The 19,156-nt window shown below is 64.2% G+C and carries 14 protein-coding genes; 2 read left to right on the top strand and 12 right to left on the bottom strand.

What is annotated here, in order from left to right; translation table 11 throughout:
- Window positions 1-101: 101 nt before the first annotated feature.
- The 10 genes from ACZYGA_RS03975 to ACZYGA_RS04020 all read right to left on the bottom strand — a co-directional run bounded on the left by ACZYGA_RS03975 (window position 102) and on the right by ACZYGA_RS04020 (window position 13,191).
- Window positions 102-1,286, bottom strand: coding sequence for an ATP phosphoribosyltransferase regulatory subunit (locus ACZYGA_RS03975; RefSeq protein WP_479398394.1), 1,185 nt, complete (start codon window positions 1,284-1,286; stop codon window positions 102-104).
- Window positions 1,287-1,686: 400 nt separating this feature from the next.
- Window positions 1,687-2,568, bottom strand: coding sequence for a protease modulator HflC (hflC, locus tag ACZYGA_RS03980; RefSeq protein ID WP_479398396.1), 882 nt, complete (start codon window positions 2,566-2,568; stop codon window positions 1,687-1,689).
- Window positions 2,565-3,797: an FtsH protease activity modulator HflK gene (gene hflK, locus ACZYGA_RS03985; protein ID WP_077372495.1), complete on the bottom strand. Its 1,233-nt coding sequence runs from the start codon at window positions 3,795-3,797 to the stop codon at window positions 2,565-2,567. Before hflK ends, hflC begins: the two co-directional genes overlap by 4 nt.
- Before the next feature lie 287 nt (window positions 3,798-4,084).
- Window positions 4,085-5,455: a ribosome rescue GTPase HflX gene (gene hflX, locus ACZYGA_RS03990; protein WP_065392482.1), complete on the bottom strand. Its 1,371-nt coding sequence runs from the start codon at window positions 5,453-5,455 to the stop codon at window positions 4,085-4,087.
- A 15-nt stretch (window positions 5,456-5,470) separates the two neighbouring features.
- Entirely contained in the window at window positions 5,471-5,719 is a 249-nt protein-coding gene (gene hfq / locus ACZYGA_RS03995; RefSeq protein WP_065392483.1) for an RNA chaperone Hfq, read from the bottom strand.
- A 115-nt stretch (window positions 5,720-5,834) separates the two neighbouring features.
- Window positions 5,835-6,818, bottom strand: coding sequence for a tRNA (adenosine(37)-N6)-dimethylallyltransferase MiaA (gene miaA, locus ACZYGA_RS04000; protein WP_374700393.1), 984 nt, complete (start codon window positions 6,816-6,818; stop codon window positions 5,835-5,837).
- A 60-nt stretch (window positions 6,819-6,878) separates the two neighbouring features.
- Window positions 6,879-9,155: a DNA mismatch repair endonuclease MutL gene (gene mutL / locus ACZYGA_RS04005; RefSeq protein WP_479398398.1), complete on the bottom strand. Its 2,277-nt coding sequence runs from the start codon at window positions 9,153-9,155 to the stop codon at window positions 6,879-6,881.
- A gap of 195 nt (window positions 9,156-9,350) precedes the next feature.
- Window positions 9,351-10,835 (bottom strand): N-acetylmuramoyl-L-alanine amidase, encoded by a 1,485-nt coding sequence (locus tag ACZYGA_RS04010; RefSeq protein ID WP_371861104.1) that lies wholly within the window; start codon window positions 10,833-10,835, stop codon window positions 9,351-9,353.
- Window positions 10,836-10,928: 93 nt separating this feature from the next.
- On the bottom strand, window positions 10,929-11,414 hold the full coding sequence (tsaE, locus tag ACZYGA_RS04015; protein WP_136938177.1) for a tRNA (adenosine(37)-N6)-threonylcarbamoyltransferase complex ATPase subunit type 1 TsaE: 486 nt from the start codon (window positions 11,412-11,414) through the stop codon (window positions 10,929-10,931).
- Window positions 11,395-13,191 (bottom strand): NAD(P)H-hydrate dehydratase, encoded by a 1,797-nt coding sequence (locus ACZYGA_RS04020; RefSeq protein ID WP_479398399.1) that lies wholly within the window; start codon window positions 13,189-13,191, stop codon window positions 11,395-11,397. Before ACZYGA_RS04020 ends, tsaE begins: the two co-directional genes overlap by 20 nt.
- A 324-nt stretch (window positions 13,192-13,515) precedes the next feature.
- Here ACZYGA_RS04020 and queG point away from each other — a divergent pair, with 324 nt between their 5' ends.
- Window positions 13,516-14,586, top strand: coding sequence for a tRNA epoxyqueuosine(34) reductase QueG (gene queG / locus ACZYGA_RS04025; protein ID WP_141392291.1), 1,071 nt, complete (start codon window positions 13,516-13,518; stop codon window positions 14,584-14,586).
- Window positions 14,587-14,605: 19 nt separating this feature from the next.
- Here the strand turns inward: queG and orn are convergent, their stop codons facing one another.
- Entirely contained in the window at window positions 14,606-15,178 is a 573-nt protein-coding gene (orn, locus tag ACZYGA_RS04030; protein WP_084209058.1) for an oligoribonuclease, read from the bottom strand.
- Window positions 15,179-15,361: 183 nt separating this feature from the next.
- On the opposite strand from orn, the gene rsgA reads away from it, so the two are divergent.
- A complete protein-coding gene (gene rsgA / locus ACZYGA_RS04035) occupies window positions 15,362-16,372 on the top strand; it encodes a small ribosomal subunit biogenesis GTPase RsgA (RefSeq protein WP_077372474.1) in 1,011 nt (336 codons plus the stop codon).
- 128 nt (window positions 16,373-16,500) lie between these two features.
- Here the strand turns inward: rsgA and pepN are convergent, their stop codons facing one another.
- On the bottom strand, window positions 16,501-19,152 hold the full coding sequence (pepN, locus tag ACZYGA_RS04040; protein WP_479398401.1) for an aminopeptidase N: 2,652 nt from the start codon (window positions 19,150-19,152) through the stop codon (window positions 16,501-16,503).
- Window positions 19,153-19,156 lie beyond the last annotated feature (4 nt).

Here is a 19,156-nt window from a genome sequence, read left to right on the forward strand (position 1 = left end):
TGAAAACCCACTCACAAGTGCAGCCACCTCAAGGGCAGCTGCACCTCGGGACCTGGTGGCCCCTGCTGTTCTGCTGGCTGGCACGCATGGCCGTCAGCGGATCACGACTGCAGCATCACGACCTGCCAGGTGCCATCGACCTGGACAAGCTCGCGGTTGCAACGGTGCGCATCGGCACCGGTGGTCTGGCCCGGCAGCGCGGCGATGACACGCTCGCCGTCGGCGCGCAGCTGATCGACACACTCTCGCAGCGCGCTGTCATTGAGCGCCGGTGCCCAGATGCCATCGCAGGCCGGAGGCTGCACGGCGAGCGACGCCAGCTGCTTCAGGTCCATCGAGAAGCCGGTGGCCGGACGCGCACGTCCGAAGGCACGCCCAGTATCGTCGTAGCGCCCGCCCTTGGCCAGCGCCTGACCGTAGCCCGGCACATAGGCCGCGAACACCATGCCGGTGTGATATTCATAACCGCGCAGTTCGGCGAGATCGAAGTACAACGTGACCTGCGGGTGACGCTCACGCACGACCTGACTGAGGGCGGCAAGCTGATCCAGTGCGCCGGCGACGGCAGCGGGCGCGCCGGCAAAGGCGGTCCGGGCCTGGGCAAGAATCTCTTCATCCCCGTGCAGGTGCGGCAGGGTCTTGAGCATGCCCGCCACCACCTTGTCACCCACCACGCGATCGATCAATGCATCGAGAGCGGAATACTGCTTGCGTTCGATGGCGGCGAACAGCTCGCGCTCGTGCTCGTCGCTCATGCCGGCTTCGGCGATCAAGGCACGATAGATGCCGATGTGCCCCAGCGCCAGGTGCAGCTCGCCAGCACCGGCCTGCTCGAGGCTGGTCAGTGCCAGGTGCAGGATCTCGTGGTCGGCCTCAAGGCCAGCATGACCGAACAGCTCGGCACCGACCTGCACCGGGCTGCGTCCGCCCTGATGCTTGTCCGCCTTGGTACGCAGCACGTTGGCGCAGTAGCACAGACGCACCGGCCCTTCACGATGCAGGGAGTGGGCATCCATGCGTGCCACCTGCGGGGTGACATCGGCACTGGCTCCCATCATGCGCCCGGTCATCTGATCTGTCAGCTTGAAGGTCTGAAGGTCAAGCTCGGTACCGGTGCCGGTCAGCAGGGAATCAAGGAATTCGACGGGAGGCGGCAGCACCAGGTCATAGCCGAAGCGATGATAGAGGTCGAGCAGCGCGCGGCGCAGCGCCTCCATACGGGTTGCCTGAGGCGGCAGTACCTCATCCATGCCATCCGGGAGGAGCCAGCGATCTGCGATGGTCATTGCGCTATCCTGCGAGAAATTTTTGACAAGGAGTGGCGCGTATCGCGCGTGCCGTCAGTGCAGGGACATGCCGCTGCAACTCAGTGACGAAACACCCGCGCAACACGCTGGACACTCGACGGCAACGCCCTTGAAACACGGCGTGAGACAGGCTCGAGCCGCGCCTTGAGGCGGCTTCGCGAGCAAGGACTGCCACGCTGACAGCGCCTGTCCGGGGCCCATCGGGACTTCGTGGGAACGTCGTCGATAGAGGAAAAACGGCCACAAAAAAACCGGGCGGTGCCCGGTTGCAGGAGTCTAGCATGAATCCTTTCGGGATGAACCCCACACGAGACTTCGTGCGGGGTTCATCCGCGGCATCGTCATCTGTTCGCCTGATGACGATGCGGACGGTCAGCCGTTACTGAGAGCCGCCCTTCGAATCCTTGAAGAAGCGGAAGAATTCGCTATCCGGCTGGATGACCATCATGTTGCCATCACCCTTGAAGCTGTCGCGATAGGCCTGCAGCGAGCGATAGAAGCGGAAGAACTCCAGATCCGCCCCGTAAGCCGCAGCGTAGATGGCGGCCGCTGATGCGTCCCCCTCACCACGCAGGGTCTGCGCCTGCTCTTCAGCCTGCGCAAGCAGTACCGAACGACGGCGGTCCGCATTGGCCTGGATCTTCTCGGCCTGCTCCTGACCCTGGGCACGATATTCACGTGCCTCACGCTGACGCTCGGTCTTCATGCGCTCATAGACCGCCTGAGAGACTTCGTCCGGCAGGTCGATGCGCTTGACGCGGATATCGAGAATCGACACCCCCAGCTCCTTGCGCATCACCGCGTCGAGCTCTTCGGTGGGCTTCTTCATCAGCGCATCACGCTGTTCGGAGATGATCTGCACCAGCTCGAGCTTGCCGAACTCGTTACGCAGACTCTCGTCGACACGCGGCGCGATCAGACGCTCTGCCATCTGCTCATCACCGGACGTCGCCTCGTAGTAGCGCTTCGGGTCGATGATCTTCCACTTGACGAAGGAGTCGACGATGACCGCCTTCTTCTCGCGGGTCAGATAACGACTCGCCTGGGCATCCAGTGTCAACACGCGCGTATCGAAGGTACGAATCGTGTTGTAGACCGGCAACTTGAAATGCAGGCCCGGCTGGATGTTGTCTTCCACCACCTCACCAAACTTGAGCTTGATGGCGCGCTGGGTCTCATCGATCGTGTAGAGGCTGTTGCTGGCGAACCAGGCAACGACGGCCAGACCCGCCACGGCCATCAGTGAGCGATTGTTGATCATTGACGACCCTCCCGACGAATGCTGTTGCTGCTGTCATTGCTGCTCTGGCTGCTGCGGCCGAGAGCGTCGCTCGCCTGTCGGGACACGCGATCCAACTCACTGCGACTCATGCCACTGGCATCCTCGGACGTGGCATTGGACTTGCCAGCCAGCTTGTCCAACGGCAGGTACATGAGGGAGTTGCCGTTCTCGACATCCACCAGCACCTTGTTGGTCTTGCCGAGCACTTCCCCCATGGTCTCGAGGTACATGCGCTCGCGGATGATCTCCGGTGCCTTCTGGTACTCGGTCAGCAGGGAAGTGAAGCGATTGGCCTCACCCTGGGACTTGGCCACCACCGACTCCTTGTACCCTTCGGCTTCCTCGATGATGCGCTGCGCCTGACCTTGAGCCGCCGGGAGAATCGAGTTCTCGTAGGCCAATGCCTGGTTGATCGTGCGCTGACGATCCTCACGAGCCTTGATGACGTCATCGAAGGAATCCTGGACCGCTGCCGGCGCCGACGTGGACTCGACGTTGATGGTCTGCAATGTCAGACCCACGCCATAGTTGTCCAGGTAGGACTGCAGACGCGACTTGACGTTGCTGGCCAGCAGCTCACGCCCGGAGGTCAGGATGTCGTTCATGTCGGCGCTGCCGACTTCGTGACGCAATGCAGAATCCATGGCGTTCTCGAGGCTGACCTCGGGAGCACGCACGTTGAGCAGGAAGTCACGCGGGTTGGATACCTGATACTGGACGGACATCTGCACTTCGACGATGTTCTCGTCCTGCGTCAGCATCGACTTGGTCTGGGAGAGCGAGCGCACCTTGGTGACGTTGATCTCGCGCACGTCATCGATGATCGGCGGATTCCAGTGCAGACCCGGGCCGACGATGTCGTTGTACTTGCCGAAGCGAAGCACCACGCCACGTTCGGACTGATCGACCAGATAGAAACCGGAAGCCGCCCAGATGGCGACCAGCACCACCCCGATGATGCCCGGCAGGGCAAAGGCATTGGTGCTGCCACCACTGCCGCCGTTGCCGCCCCCGCTGCCGCCACGACGCTTGCGGCCGTTGCCCAGCATGCCGTTGAGCTTGTCCTGGAACTTCTTCAGCGCTTCGTCGAGGTCGGGCGGTCCACCGTTGCCACCGCCGTTGCCTCCACCCCCTTTCTTGTCCCCGTTGCGGCCACCGCCACTCCAGGGGTCATGCTGGTTGCCGCCACCCGGCTCATTCCAAGCCATACGTCGTCTCCACTCAGTCGATGTTCCGCTCGTCATTATGATGACGCCGCCCATGCCGGCTTTCGTTGCCGGGAATCGTCCCCGGCAATTGATGACCGGTTCTTTGCTATGACACGGCGGCGCGCCCCTTGCGGGAGAAGGCCATGGCCCTGCCTGACAACCATCCTCTGCCAGGCGGCATCCGACAATCCCTTCACGTCGAATGCCTGTTGCTCGCTGCACGTCACTATCCGTGCAAGGGCATCTGCATCAGGTACCTGCAGATGCCAGATGACGCAATCACTGCGTCAGGACTTGTGCGTCACCGAGAGGCGATGCTTCTCGGCGCGCTCGGCAGACAGCTCACGCTGCCAGGCCTCACGATCGTCATGCTCGCCCCCGAGGTAGGCCTCGGGAGATTCCCCAAGATGCGACAACAGCTGGAGAAAGTCGCGCTTCTCGAGACGAATGTCCATCAACGCATTGCCCTGCTCGTCATACGCTTCACTCTTGACGGCATCCAGCTCATGCAGACCGGCACGCAGGCGTGACTTCTCCGGCCCCAGCGTCAGACGGGTCGAGATGACATTGTCTGACAGCAGCTCGGAGAAGGCCTGCATCAGCAGATCCAGCCCCTTGCCGTCACGCGCCGACAACCATACGACCAGCGGACGTCCGAAGCCGTCGCGCTCGATGCGCGGCGCCATGTCGAGGCGATCGACCTTGTTCATGACCAGCAGGCGTGGCACGTCACCGGCCTCAATCTCGTTGAGCACCTCGTTGACCTGCTCGGTATTGCGATCATTTTCCGGATCAGCCGCATCGATGACGTGCACCAGCAGGTCCGCCTCGGCGGCTTCCTGCAGGGTGGCCTGGAACGCTTCCACCAGCTTGTGCGGCAGGTGCCGAATGAAGCCGACGGTATCCGCAAGCACCGCAGGGCCCACGTCTTCCAGCTCCAGACGGCGCAGCGTCGGGTCGAGCGTGGCGAACAGCTGATCCGCCGCATAGACCTCAGAGGTGGTCAGCGCATTGAACAGCGTCGACTTGCCGGCGTTGGTATAGCCGACCAGTGACAGGCTGGGGATCTCGGCACGTGCCCGAGCACGGCGGTTCTGATCGCGCTGCTTGTGCACCTTCTCGAGCCGCTTGTGGATCGACTTGATCCGGGCACGCAGCAGACGACGGTCGGTCTCGAGCTGGGTTTCCCCCGGGCCACGCAGACCGATACCGCCCTTCTGACGCTCAAGGTGGGTCCAGCCACGCACCAGGCGGGTGGACATGTACTCGAGCTGAGCGAGCTCCACCTGCAGCTTGCCCTCGTGGGTACGCGCGCGCTGGGCAAAGATGTCGAGGATCAGACCGGTGCGGTCGATCACGCGACACTGGAGCGAACCTTCAAGGTTGCGCTGCTGGGAAGGGCTCAATGAATGGTTGAAGATCACAAGCTCGGCTTGGTGCTCGGCCAGGGCCTCACGCACTTCCTCAAGCTTGCCTTCTCCGATGAACGTACGGGAGTCAGGGCGGGGCCGGCTACCCTCGATGAGGGTGGCCGGCACGGCGCCTGCCGAACGTACGAGTTCGAGGAGCTCACCGGCATCCTCGCGTTCTTTTTCGTCCCGGAAATTGACATGGACCAGGACGGCCGTTTCACCGGCTTCGGGTCGTTCGAAGAACAATCAGCGCCTCGGATTTCAGCTTTCTGTGGAGGGCACGGTCGCATCCTGGGCCGGCAGGCGCACATTGCGCGAGGGCACCACGGTTGAGATAGCGTGCTTGTAAACCATCTGGGAGACGGTATTGCGCAGCAGGATGACGAATTGATCGAAGGATTCGATCTGGCCCTGCAGCTTGATGCCGTTGACCAGGAAGATCGAGACCGGAATACGTTCCTTGCGCAGGATGTTCAGGTACGGGTCCTGGAGTGATTGACCTTTGGACATGTGACTCTCCGTAAAAAATGTCTCGTTCGAGGCAAGTATGGTTATGTTCGCCAGCGCTCCGGGTTGCCCTCTTTGGGGGGCTTCACGGGCGCGGGTCGTGACAGCTCATGTTACGCTAAGTGCTGGTCTGGCGCACGATTTTCAAGGTTTCACTGTAAGGATTTACACCCATGGAATCCACGTGGTGAATCCCCTTCCAGCTACGCAGCCAGGTCAATTGACGCTTGGCGAGCTGGCGGGTGGCAATGATGCCACGCTCACGCATCTCGTCACGCGTCAGATGCCCCTCCAGATAATCCCACACCTGACGATAGCCGACACAGCGTATCGAGGGCAGCCCGGGGTGCAGCTCCGGGCGAGCCTTCAGCGCTTCGACCTCGCCAATCAGGCCCTGTTCCAGCATCTGGTCAAAACGCGTCTCGATACGTTCATGTAACACGGCTCTGTCATGGGGCGCCAGTGCGATCGGGATCGGCCGGAACGGAAGCTCGGCTTCCGGCTGCTCCGCGAGCAGCTCCGTCATCGAGCGCCCGCTCAACAGACAGACTTCCAGCGCACGTGTCAGACGCTGCGGGTCCGAGGGCCGGATCCTCTCGGCGCTCGCCGGATCCAGCCTGGCAAGCTGCGCATGCAGCGCCGGCAGCCCTTCGTCTCTGGCGCGTGCTTCCAGCTGTTCACGCAGCGCGGGATCCGCCGCCGGCAGCTCCGCCACACCTTCCAGCAGCCGCTTGAAGTACATCATGGTGCCACCGACCAGCAGCGGCATCTTGCCGCGGGACTGGATCTCGGCGATATGCGCCAGTGCATCGCGACGAAACTCCGCTGCCGAATAGCTCTCCAGCGGGTCCAGGAAGTCAATCAACCGGTGCGGCGCCCGCGCCAGCTCTTCGGCGCTGGGCTTGGCGGTCCCGATGTCCATGCCACGATAGATCAGCGCGGAATCGACGCTCACCAGCTCCGCCCCCTGCTCCTCGTGCCAGCGGATGGCCAGGTCCGTCTTGCCGGAGGCTGTCGGTCCCATCAACAGCATGACAGGCGGTTTGTCAGCCATCTCATGCGCGGCACGGGGGGAAATGTCGGGGGATTGCGTCTGGGTCATGACCTATTGTCTGGGCTAGGAGGTGAATCAAGGGTGAACCACTGTCGATACCGGGCAGGCTTACTGCCCACGCAGGAACAGCTTGTCGAGTTCATTCATGGAAAGTTCGGTCCAGGTAGGACGGCCATGATTGCACTGACCGGAGCGCTCGGTGCGCTCCATGTCTCGCAGCAGGGCATTCATCTCGGGGACCGTCAGACGACGATTGGCCCGCACGCTGCCCCGACAGGCCATGTCCGCGAGCAGCTCATTCATGTGAGCTTCCATACGATCGCTGCGGCCGTAACGCTCGAGATCCTCCAGCATGCCGCGCACCAGTGGCTCGACATCGGCATTGCCGAGCACCACCGGCACCTGTCGCACCAGCAGGGTTTCCGGTCCGGCGGCGTCCAGCTCGACACCCAGACGCGTGAATGCCTCGGATTCGCGCTCGAAGGTACCCATCTCGCGCGAACTGACGGCAAGTGACACCGGCACCAGCAGCGGCTGGGCCTCCAGATGACCGCCGCCATGCACATGGCGCTTCATGCGCTCGTAGGTGATGCGCTCATGGGCGGCGTGCATGTCGACCATCACCAGTCCACGCGAGGTCTGCGACAGGATGTAGACCCCGTGCAGCTGCGCGATGGCGTAGCCCAGCGGTGGCGTATCATCCTCGGCGCTCTGGGCTGGCAGGCCACGCATCACGATGTCAGAGGCGACAGGCGTGGGCCCGTCAGCGGACACATTCTCCGCCGGGACTCCCGACGATGGCTCCGCTGACGGTGCCGAGACCTGCCAACCGGCGGCAGATTCGCTGATACCGGCCGGTGCGTCATCCTCACCTTGGCGCATCCCTTCGCCCAGGGTGACACGCGGGGCGCGTCGCGCCTCGCGCTCGGCACTGGCGATGGCGGCAGGGTCGCGAGCAGCGCCATGCTCAGGCGTTGTGCCCGCTGGCCCGCCACCCGGCGTCAGCAGATGGTCTTCGCTGGGATGCAACGCACGATAGCCGGCCATGAACTGACGCACCCGCTCAGCACTCAGGCGCTCGCTGGAGCGGCCATCTCCGGCCGGCGGCAGCTGTGACGATGGCTTCCAGGGCGCTGCAGCGCCTGACGGCTCACCTGCAGCGGCTGACTGATCCTTCCCGGCCGACGCACCACCACCAGGGGATGACTGCGCTGACGCACCATGCTCCTGCGCATCCTGCTCCTGACGCCCGAGACGCATGCCCTGCTGCTGCCAGCCGGGATCCTCCTCCTTCTCCTGGCCCTCGATACCGGTGGGCGCGGCGCTGTTGTCACCGGGGCGCACCTCGGCCAGTGCCTTGTGCAGGCTGGAGAACAGGAAGTCGTGCACCAGGCGTCCGTCGCGGAAGCGCACTTCGTGCTTGGTGGGGTGAACGTTGACATCCACCACCGTGGGGTCCAGCTCCAGATAGAGCACGAACACCGGATGCCGGCCGTGGAACAGCACGTCGCGATAGGCCTGACGCACGGCATGCGCGACCAGACGGTCACGCACCACGCGGCCATTGACGAAGAAATACTGCTGGTCCGCCTGGGCACGCGAATGCGTCGGCAAGCCGACCCAGCCGGAGAGACGCAAGCCGGAGGCCTCGATATCCAGATGCAGCGCATGCTCGAGGAAGTTGCGGCCCAGCAGTGCGCCGATCCGGCGCTCCACCGTCAGCGTGTCCTCGCCGGCACGCAGCTGATGTACCACCTTCTGGTTGTGGCGCAACGTCCAGCCGATGTCGTGACGCGACAGCGCGAGACGCCGGAAGCTTTCCTCGACATGGCCGAATTCGGTCTTCTCGGTACGCATGAACTTGCGACGCGCCGGCGTATTGAAGAACAGGTCACGCACGGCCACGCTGGTGCCACGCGGATGGGGCGCCGGCGAGACGCGCGGCGACATCTCACGGCCTTCCGCCACCACCCGCCAGCCATTGGCGGGCTCATCCGAGACGTTCGAGAACAGCTCCAGGCGCGAGACCGAGCTGATCGAGGCCAATGCCTCCCCCCGAAAGCCGAGACTCGCCACACCTTCCAGGTCATCAAGGCTCTCGATCTTGCTGGTCGCGTGACGTGACAGGGCCAGCGGCAGATCCTCCTCGGTGATGCCGCAGCCGTTGTCACGCACGCGAATCAGCCGCGCACCGCCGCCTTCCAGTTCCAGTTCGATGCGCGTACTGCCGGCATCGATGGCGTTCTCGATCAGTTCCTTGACCACGGAGGCCGGTCGCTCCACCACCTCGCCCGCCGCGATCTGGTTGGCAAGACGCGGATTGAGAATGCGGATACGCCGCTCACGTGTTTCAGCGACATCCGTATCAGATGGCTCGACGGACATGGAAGAACTCCTGATTATGCATGCGTAGAGGGCGTCTCTCTGAAAACGACACTGCCCGCCGACCCGGCCTCTCCGTGCGGCGAGCACGCAAGAGCCGAGTCAGCGGACAGTCGACGGGCTTCATGCCCGATGGATAGCGTGCTCGGGCTGCCACGCCCGCCTGCCGCCACATCGAAGGAGCAGGCGGCCTGACACTCAGCCGCGTGGAATCTTGAGCACCTGACCGACGCGGACCGTGTCCCCGCTCATGCCATTGGCCTGCTTCAGCGCGGCCATGCTCACGTTGTGACGCTGTGCGACTTCCGACAGCGTATCGCCACTCTTGACGCGATACTCGCCACCGTTGCCGCCTCGTGCCTGGCTGCGTCGCCATGCCAGCAGACTGGCAGGCGGCGGATTGCGCTCGAAGTGGCTCTGGATACCCGAGAAGATCGAGCGCGCCAGCTTTTCCTGATAGGCGCCACTGTTGAGGTTGCGCTCTTCCTGGGGATTGGAGATGAAGCCCGTTTCCACCAGCAGAGACGGGATGTCCGGCGACTTGAGCACCACGAACCCGGCCTGCTCCACCTGACGCTTGTGCAGCGAGTTGATGCGGCCCAGATTGGCCAGCACGCCGCTGCCTGCCGCCAATGAATCATTGAGCGTGGCGGTCATGGTCAGATCCAGCAGCACGCCGCGCAGCATCTCATCCTTGTCATTCAGGCTGAGGTTGCCATCCACGCCGCCGATCAGGTCAGCACGGTTCTCGGTGGCCGCCAGCCAGCGGGCGGTCTCTGAGGTGGCGCCACGGCTGGACAGCGCAAAGACCGAGCTGCCATGCGGCCGCGGACTGTTGAAGGCGTCGGCGTGCACCGAGACGAAGAAGTCTGCCTTCTGCTCACGCGCGATCTCGGTACGCTTGCGCAGCGGGATGTAGTAATCGCTGTTGCGGGTCAGGATGGCCTTGAAGCCGGGCTGCTCGTCGAACATGCGCTTGAGGCGCTTGCCGATCTTGAGCACCACATCCTTCTCCTTGGTACCGCTCGGGCCGCTGGCGCCCGGGTCCTCACCGCCATGACCGGGGTCAATGGCGATGATGATATCGCGCTTGGGATGCGTCGCCGCCTTGCTGCTCGGCAGCGGCGCGGCAGGCTCGCCCTTCAGCTTGCGCTTGGCTGCCGCCTGCTCCTGCTCGCGGATACGGGCTTCGATCGGGTCAATGGGATTCTCGACCGCGGACTCGCCCGGGAACTCGAGATCCACCACCAGACGGTTGCCGTACTTGTCGTTCGGCGCCAGCGTGAAGTCCTTGGGATTGACCTGGCGCGTCAGATCCAGCACGACCCGCAGGGCATCGTCCTGTCGTCCGGTACGGATCGCCTTGATGGCACTGCCTTCCAGATCCAGCGCATCGAGCTTGCGCTTCACCGCGTTGCTGGCCACCTCGCTTGCCGCGAGGTCGATCACCAGACGCCGAGGATTGTCGAGGCTGAAGATGTTGGCACTGGCTGCGCTATCGAGATCGAACACCAGCCGCGTGTGGTCCGGCGCGGTCCACAGCCGCAGATTCTCGACCTTGGCGGCCAGCGCCTGGGGAGCGAGCGCGAGACTTGCCAGCGAGCACATCACCCCCCCCGCCAGGCAGCGACGTAGACCGCGCATCATGCGCAGGCGAGAGGATTGGGGCGCAGTTTCAGGCATCGGAAAGGGTGACTCGAACAGAAGGAACATGGATGAATATAGCGAAGGATGACCAGACGCAGCCACGAAGATGATACGGCACGTCAGGCGCCATCATGCCTGAGAGGCGCGTCGCTCGGCCAGTGCCTCAAGCCAACCCTCTCCTCGCGGTGTGAGGGCATGCAACTCGGCCTCGCGGCCCTGCTCGGCGACGGACAACGTCACGCGCAGGTCCGGCACCGGCAGGAAGCCCTGACCACAGCTTGGCCACTCGATCAGCGCCAGGCTGTCATCGGCAAGCAGGTCTCGCCCGCCGATGAACTCAAGCTCCTCCGGGTCAGCCAGCCGGTAGAGATCGAAATGATTGATGTGCCATTCGCCGCCCTCGGGACGTGGCAGCACATAGGGCTCCACCAGGGTATAGGTCGGACTCTTCACCGCCCCCTCATGCCCGTAGGCACGCAGCACGCCACGCGTGAGAGTCGTCTTGCCGGCCCCCAGCTCACCTTCCAGGAACACCAGCCCGCGGCCGGCAAGGACGTCGCCCAGCTGGCTGCCAAAGGCAACCTGGGCATTTTCATCAGACAGGAGTATGCGCATTTCGGGCCCGTGGATTGAGCAATAAATGCATATAGGATGCCAGATCACCCGCGAGCAGGCCACGCTCGCCGCGCTCCTGCACCGCACGGTCGGCGGCCAGGGCGTGCACCAGCACGCCGACCCGTGCCGCCTGCGCCATGCAACACGTGACATGCGCCGCCTGTGCCGTGCCCTGCTCATGGGTGCGTGACTGGCGTGCATCGAAGCCACCATTGAGCGCCTGGGCCGCCAGCCCCGCGATGATGCCGCCCAGCACGTCCCCCATGCCGCCACTGGCCATGCCGGGATTGCCATAGGGACACAGCGCCACGTCTGGCCCTTCCAGTACGCCGGCGGGACTGGCAATCAGACTGCCGGCCCCCTTGAGCACTACACTGCCGCCATATCTTTGCTGCAGGGCGCGCACGGCGCCGGGCCGGTCCTGCTCGACCTGTGCCACCGAGCAGCCCAGCAGGCGCGCCGCCTCTCCGGGATGCGGCGTCAACACCCAATCGTCGCGTCGGATCACCTCACCTTCACCGGCTCGCCAGGCCAGCAGGCTCAGGGCGTCGGCATCCACCACCAGCGGCTGGTCGGCCGCGAGCACGCGAGACAGTCCTCCCCAACCCCACAACAGGCTCTCCAGCGGCTCCGTCCCCATGCCGGGGCCGACCAGTGTCACGCTGGCCTGTGCCATCTGGGCTTCCAGTACGGCAAACCCGTCATGACTGCTGCCCTCCGGCCCGCTCTTGAGACCACGCACCATGACTTCCGGGCAGCGTGTCAGGCTGGCGCTGACATGCGCCGGCGCGGTAAGCAGCGCCACCTTGCCGGCACCGGCACGCGCGGCGGCTTCACTGGCCAGCAGAACGGAGCCGCCAAGCCCCGGCCCGCCGCCAAAGACGAGCACGCTGCCGGCATCTCCCTTGTGCGCCAGCGGAGAGCGCGGCACCAGCTCGGTCTCCAGCCAGCGCGGCGTGAGGCGCTGCACGGACTCGCACGCCAGCAGCGCTGCCGTTCGGGTCTGCTTGACCACCTCCGGCAGCACCCGAGCCGCACCAAGCCGCGCCAGACTGACGTGTCCGGCATGCAGCTCGGCGCGCCCGGTGTGCAGACCCGGCTTGTCGACCAGAAATGTCAGCGTGACATCCGCCTCCACGGCGACACCGGCCACCGCCCCCGTGGCGGCATCAAGCCCCGAGGGCACATCCAGCGCCATGACATGCGCGCCCTCCCGGTGACGTTGGTTGATCAGCTCGATGGCGTGGGCGACCGCGCCGCGGGGCGCCTCGCGCAGACCGATACCGGTCAGGGCGTCCAGCAGCAATGGCCAGCCCTTCACCAATGATTCTGCCGTGGCGGTATCTTGTGGCCAGGGGTGACGCTCGACCCCGGCTTCCCGCGCGGCAATCGCGGCCAGTTGGGCATCGCCTGTCAATTGCGCCTCATCCTTCAAAGCGATGATGCGCACCTCGAACCCCGCCAGCTGGGCAAGACGCGCCACCAGGTAGCCGTCGCCCGCATTGTTGCCGCCACCACACAGGACACACAATCTGCGCGTCTCGGGCCATCGCTGCCGCAGCAGGTCGAAGGCTGACTGCGCCGCCCGCCCCATCAGACGCTTGTCCACCGACGCTTCAGGCAAGCTGTTGGTCATCGAGACGGTCTCTTCCGCCAGCAGCCAATGCTCGAGGTCACGCAGCGCCGCGATGGGCCACAGGCAATTGACCGAACGCCACAAGGCTTGAGTGGCGGATGAGACCGGCGTCACATCGCAGGGGTTAGAGGAATCGCTCACGGCCATGCCCACACTCCATGTCTGATAAACTGAGTCGTGCCCGCGCCCTGGAAAAGCGGCGCCGCACGCCCTGAAATACTGGGTAGCGCACACCTCACATGCCGCTTGGGCTGATCGGCAAGTTACGCTAAGGTGGCGCCCTTTCGCACGCACCGCCGACTCCTCGCCGTGAGACGCCAGCGTGCACCATGCTCCTGAACATCCTGTCCAGCTGGAATGCCCATGCCTGCTTCATCCGCCACCATGCCCCTGCCCGCCGACGCAGCCGGAAGCTCTCCCGACGAGACATCCGGTGATGACTCGCGCGTCGCCGACCCTCAGGCCATGGCGGAACTGGCAGCCCGCATCAAGACATGGGGGCGCGAACTGGGGTTTCAGCAGGTCGGGATCACCGATGTCGACCTCTCGGAACACGAGGCCTACCTGGAACGTTGGCTGGCCAATGGTCATCACGGCGAGATGAACTTCATGGCCAAGCACGGCACCAAGCGCACGCGCCCGGAGGAGCTAGTGCCCGGCACGCTGCGCGTCATCAGCGTGCGCCTCGACTACCTGCCGCCCGAGGTCGAGACCACCCAGGTACTCAGCCAGCCCGAGCGCGCCTACGTCTCACGCTACGCGCTGGGACGCGATTACCACAAGCTGATGCGCAAGCGGCTGGCCAACCTGGCCAAGCAGATAGAGAAGGAAGTCGGCACGTTCGGCTACCGCGCCTTCGTCGACTCCGCTCCGGTCATGGAGCGCGCGCTGGCCCAGAAGGCCGGTATCGGCTGGTTCGGCAAGAACGCCATGCTGATGAACCAGCAGGCTGGCTGCCTGTTCTTCCTGGGCGAACTCTACACCGACCTGCCTCTGCCGGTGGATGCCCCCTTCGAGAAGGAGCACTGTGGCAGCTGCAACGCCTGCAAGGTCGCCTGCCCGACGGATGCCATCGTCGAGGACAAGGTCATCGATGCACGCCGCTGCATCTCCTACCTGACCATCGAGCTGGATGGCGCCATCCCCGAAGAATTCCGCCGTGCCATGGGCAACCGCATCTATGGCTGCGACGACTGCCAGCTGTTCTGCCCCTTCACGCGCTTTGCCAAGGCGACCCAGGAGGCGGATTTCTCGCCACGCCATGATCTGGATCGCATCGAGCTGATCCGGCTGTTCTGCTGGGGGGAGCAGGAGTTCCTCGACAAGACGCAAGGCAGTCCCATCCGGCGTATCGGCTATGAGAAGTGGCTCTCCAACATCGCCATCGGGCTGGGCAATGCGCCCTGGTCGGAGCAGGTCGAGCATGTCCTGCGTGCCCGCCTGCCCTATCCCAGCGAGCCACTGCGCGAGCACGTGCGCTGGGCGCTGAAGGAGCAAGCCATCAAGCGCGGTGCCCGTCTGGCCACCGCGCTCTGACACTCTCACCCTGCGTCGTTCAGACGATGCCCTGCTGGGTCAGCTTGAGGAAGGTCTTGCGGTAATGCGCAAGCTCCGCCAGTGACTCGCGGATATCATCCATCGCCTGGTGAGTCGCGCGCTTCTTGAAACCGTCCAGCGCGGCCGGATTCCAGCGCTTGGCGAGTTCCTTGAGGGTCGAGACATCGATGTTGCGGTAGTGGAAGAACGCTTCCAGCAACGGCATCTCATGCTGCAGGAAACGGCGATCCTGATGCACGCTGTTGCCGCACATCGGCGAGGCGCCTGCCGCCACGTGGCGGGCCAGGAACTCGAGAGTCTGACGTTCGGCTTCGGCGGTATCGATCTGACTTTCCTTGACGCGCGTCACCAGCCCAGATTCGCCGTGGGTGCGCGTGTTCCATTCATCCATCGCCTCCAGCAGGCTGTCCGGCTGATGCACGGCCAGCACCGGCCCTTCGGCAATCAGGTTGAGATCTCCGTCGGTGACCAGCGTGGCCACCTCGATGATGCGCTCACGCGCGGGGTCGAGACCGGTCATTTCCAGGTCGATCCAGATGAGGCGGTCGGCCTGCGCGGTGGGATTTGCCATGGGTCACTCCTTGCTGAACGGGGAATGGGAAGACGCTGAGGATCCGCCTGTGACGGCAGTATCACACGCCATCCCGGGGTGTCGCACGACACCCGAGGGCGCAAAGGGTACAATCGCGCCGCAGAGGGGGGAAGACGCTCCCATCCCTGGCGAACGAACGGCGACCGGAGTCACCAGCCAAGCATGAGCAAACGCAAGCTAAGCCGCCAGCAACAATGGCGCATCGAGAAGGTCCAGGCCGAGCGTACCAAGCGCGCAGAAAAGCGCGAGACGCAGGACCGCGACAAGCTCGACGCCGGCGAATACGGCCCGGAACAGCACGGCCGTGTCATTGCCCACTACGGGCGCAGCCTGGAAGTCGAAAGTGAATCCGGCAGCCTGCATCGCTGCCACCTGCGCGCCAACCTGGAAACGCTGGTCACCGGTGACCGCGTGATCTGGCGTGAAGCCAGCGACGCCACGGGTGTGGTGGTGGCACGCGGTGCCCGCACTACCGAGCTTGAACGCCCGGACATGCGGGGGGTGCTCAAGCCGGTGGCCGCCAACATCGACCAGATCATGATCGTGTTCGCCGCCGAACCCGCGCCACAACCCAATCTGATCGACCGCTACCTGATCGCTGCGGAAGCCACCGGCATCACGCCGGTGCTGGTGCTCAACAAGGTTGACCTCCTGCCCGAGAGCGGTGGTGTGCTGCGTGACCTGCTGGCACGCTACGAGGCACTCGGCTACGACGTCGTCGCCTGTACCACGCGCGGCGAGGCAGGCCTGGACGCCCTGAAGGCACAGCTGAGCGATCGCACCTCGGTGTTCGTCGGTCAGAGTGGCGTCGGCAAGTCGTCACTGGTCGGCATGCTGCTGCCCCGAGAAGAGATACGTGTCGGCCCGCTCTCCACCGAATCACGCCAGGGCATGCACACTACCACCACGGCCTGGCTCTATCACATGCCGGACGGCGGTGATCTGATCGACTCACCCGGTATCCGTGAATTCGGCCTGGTGCACCTGACGCCGGAGCAGGTCACCGATGGCTTCCGTGAATTCCACGACTACCTGGGGCTATGCCGCTTCCGTGACTGCAAGCACGAGAAGGAGCCGGGCTGCGCCCTGCTCCAGGCAGTCGACAGCGGCGAGATAGGCCGCGTGCGCTTTGACAGCTACAAGAAGATCCTGCTGTCACTGACCGAGAGCTGAACGTGCGCGACTGACGCCTCTCTTCAAGGTCTGGTTCGCAAGCACCACGAAAAACCCCCACCCGTCTGTGACGAGTGGGGGTTTTTCATGTCAGTCGAACTGACGGGGCGAGGACGTGATCCGGCGGATCAGGCCAGCGCCTTCTCCACGACCTCGTAGAGATTGCGCGACAGCTTCTCGGCCCGGATACGCTCGAGCTCAGCCTTCATCAGCGCCTGACGCTTGGCATCGAAACGCTTGTAGCGCGTCAGCGGCGTGATGATGCGCGCCGCGATTTCCGGATTCAGGCGATTGAGTTCGATGACCACATCCGCCAGCAGGCGATAGCCTTCGCCATCGAGGCGATGGAAGTTGACGCGGTTCTGACCGGCGAAGGCACCGATCAAGGCGCGCACCTTGTTGGGGTTGGTCAGCGAGAACGCCGGATGCTCCATCAAGAAGCGCACGCGATCCAGCACGTCAGCCTGCGGACGCGTGACCTGGATCGAGAACCACTGATCCATCACCAGCGGATCATGCGACCAGCGCTCGGCGAAGGCCTTGAGGGCCGGATCGCCCAGCTCCGTGCGCGAGGAGTGCACCAGCAACGTCAATGCCGCGCGTACGTCGGTCATGTTGTGCGCCGCTGCCAGCTGAGCCTGGGCCAGACGCACGCCCTCCTCGTCCTCGATGCTCATCAGATAGCTGAGCGCGGCATTCTTGAGGCTGCGGCGCGCCATCTGCTCGAAGGTCGGCGCGTAGTCGCCCTGCTGCTCATTGGCATGATAGAGCGCGACGAAATCATCGCGCAGTGCCGTGGCCAGTTGCGCCTTGGCGGTCTTGCGCGCCCAGTGGATGGCATCGACATCGACGACAGTCTGCTGCTCGGCGATATAGGCCTCCGACGGCAGGGTCAGCATCTCGGCCAGCACGGCACGATCGGACGCCTCGCTCTGGAGCAGGAAGCGATAGGCGGCCAGCAGACGCGCATCGAGTGATGCCTGGGTGTCGCCCTGCTGCCAGGCGGCCATCAGATCCTCGAGCGCTGCCAGCGCCAGACGCTGACCGGCATCCCAGCGGTTGAAGCCATCGCTGTCATGCTGCATCAGGAAGGCCAGCTGCTCACGGCTGTAGGCGAAGGACAGCTTGACCGGCGCCGAGAAGCCGCGCAGCAGCGACGGCACGGGGTCGGCACCGGCCTCGAGGCCAGTGAAGACGAAGGTCTGCTCGGCCTCGGTCAGCTCCAGCACCGTTTCCGTGCCCAGCGCCTCGCCGTCGAGCGTGAGCGCCAGATCACTGCCATCCGCACCCACCAGGCCCATGCGTACCGGGATCACCAGCGGCAGCTTCTCAGCCTGCCCCGGTGTCGCTGGGGTGGACTGATGCAGCGTCAGGGAATAGCGGCCCGACTCGGCATCGAAGTTGCCGCGGGCGCTGATTTCCGGCGTCCCCGCCTGAGAGTACCAGCGCATGAACTGGGTGAAGTCTCGCCCGGAGGCTTCGCTCATCGCACTGATGAAATCCTCGATGGTGGCGGCGCTGCCATCGTTGCGCGCGAAGTAGAGGTCACTGCCGCGGCGGAAGGCCTCTTCGCCCAGCAGGTTGGCGACCATGCGCACCACTTCGGACCCCTTCTCGTAGATGGTCAGGGTGTAGAAGTTGGAAATCTCGATATAGGACGCCGGGCGCACCGGATGCGCGGTGGGACCGGCATCTTCCGCGAACTGCGCGGTGCGCAGCATGGCGACGTCTTCGATGCGCTTGACCGGCGCCGAATTCATGTCGGCGGAGAAGGTCTGGTCACGATAGACGGTGAAGCCTTCCTTCAGGGACAGCTGGAACCAGTCACGGCAGGTGACGCGATTGCCGGACCAGTTGTGGAAGTACTCGTGTGCCACCACCCCTTCGACGCGCTGGAAGGCAGCGTCGGTGGTGGTGTCGGGATTGGCCAGCACACAGGCGCTGTTGAAGATGTTGAGACCCTTGTTCTCCATCGCGCCCATGTTGAAGTCATTGACCGCGACGATCATGAAGATATCGAGGTCATACTCGCGCCCATAGACCTCCTCATCCCACTTCATGGAGGCCTTGAGAGAGTTCATGGCGTGCTGGGTCTTGTCGAGATTCTCCGGCTCGACCCAGATCTCCAGGGCGACATCACGCCCGCTCATGGTGGTGAAGCTGTCGGCGTGCTTGACCAGATCCCCCGCCACCAGCGCGAACAGGTAGCACGGCTTGAGGTGCGGGTCCTGCCAGGTGACGAAATGACGGCCGCCTTCCAGCTCGCCACGCTCGACGGGATTGCCGTTGGAGAGCAGGATCGGGTAGTTCGCCTTGTCCGCGATGACGGTCGTCGTGAATACCGACATCACGTCCGGACGATCCGGGTAATAGGTGATACGGCGGAAGCCCTCGGCCTCGCACTGAGTGCAGAACATGCCGGAGGACACATAGAGCCCTTCCAGTGCCGTGTTGGCCGCCGGGTCGATCAGCACGACCGTCTCGAGCTCACAGCTGGCCGGCAGCGCCGCGAGGGTGAGATGCGTCTCGTCGACCTTGTATTCATCACTGGCGAGCGCTCGCCCATCGACACGCACGGATTCCAGCGTCAGGTGCTCGCCATTGAGCACCAGCGGCGGCGTCGCGTCACTGCCCACGGCGGCATCGGGATTGGCCTCGAGGGTCAGCACGGCCGTCACGCGGGTCGCGGACGGCGCCAGATCGAACGTCAACCGAGTGCTGAGAATGCGCCAGGCCGGCGCTTGATAATCATCAAGATGAATGGCGGCAGGTTGTGACATGAAG

The organism is Cobetia sp. BL01 (assembly GCF_056493605.1).

Excerpts from the sequence above, each read along its gene's own strand:
- pepN (WP_479398401.1), bottom strand. The coding sequence starts at position 19,152 with ATGTCACAACCTGCCGCCATTCATCTTGATGATTATCAAGCGCCGGCC.
- ACZYGA_RS03975 (WP_479398394.1), bottom strand. The coding sequence starts at position 1,286 with ATGACCATCGCAGATCGCTGGCTCCTCCCGGATGGCATGGATGAGGTA.
- miaA (WP_374700393.1), bottom strand. The coding sequence starts at position 6,818 with ATGACCCAGACGCAATCCCCCGACATTTCCCCCCGTGCCGCGCATGAG.
- hflC (WP_479398396.1), bottom strand. The coding sequence starts at position 2,568 with ATGATCAACAATCGCTCACTGATGGCCGTGGCGGGTCTGGCCGTCGTT.
- rsgA (WP_077372474.1), top strand. The coding sequence starts at position 15,362 with ATGAGCAAACGCAAGCTAAGCCGCCAGCAACAATGGCGCATCGAGAAG.
- hflK (WP_077372495.1), bottom strand. The coding sequence starts at position 3,797 with ATGGCTTGGAATGAGCCGGGTGGCGGCAACCAGCATGACCCCTGGAGT.
- hfq (WP_065392483.1), bottom strand. The coding sequence starts at position 5,719 with ATGTCCAAAGGTCAATCACTCCAGGACCCGTACCTGAACATCCTGCGC.
- queG (WP_141392291.1), top strand. The coding sequence starts at position 13,516 with ATGGCGGAACTGGCAGCCCGCATCAAGACATGGGGGCGCGAACTGGGG.
- orn (WP_084209058.1), bottom strand. The coding sequence starts at position 15,178 with ATGGCAAATCCCACCGCGCAGGCCGACCGCCTCATCTGGATCGACCTG.
- mutL (WP_479398398.1), bottom strand. The coding sequence starts at position 9,155 with ATGTCCGTCGAGCCATCTGATACGGATGTCGCTGAAACACGTGAGCGG.
- tsaE (WP_136938177.1), bottom strand. The coding sequence starts at position 11,414 with ATGCGCATACTCCTGTCTGATGAAAATGCCCAGGTTGCCTTTGGCAGC.
- ACZYGA_RS04010 (WP_371861104.1), bottom strand. The coding sequence starts at position 10,835 with ATGCCTGAAACTGCGCCCCAATCCTCTCGCCTGCGCATGATGCGCGGT.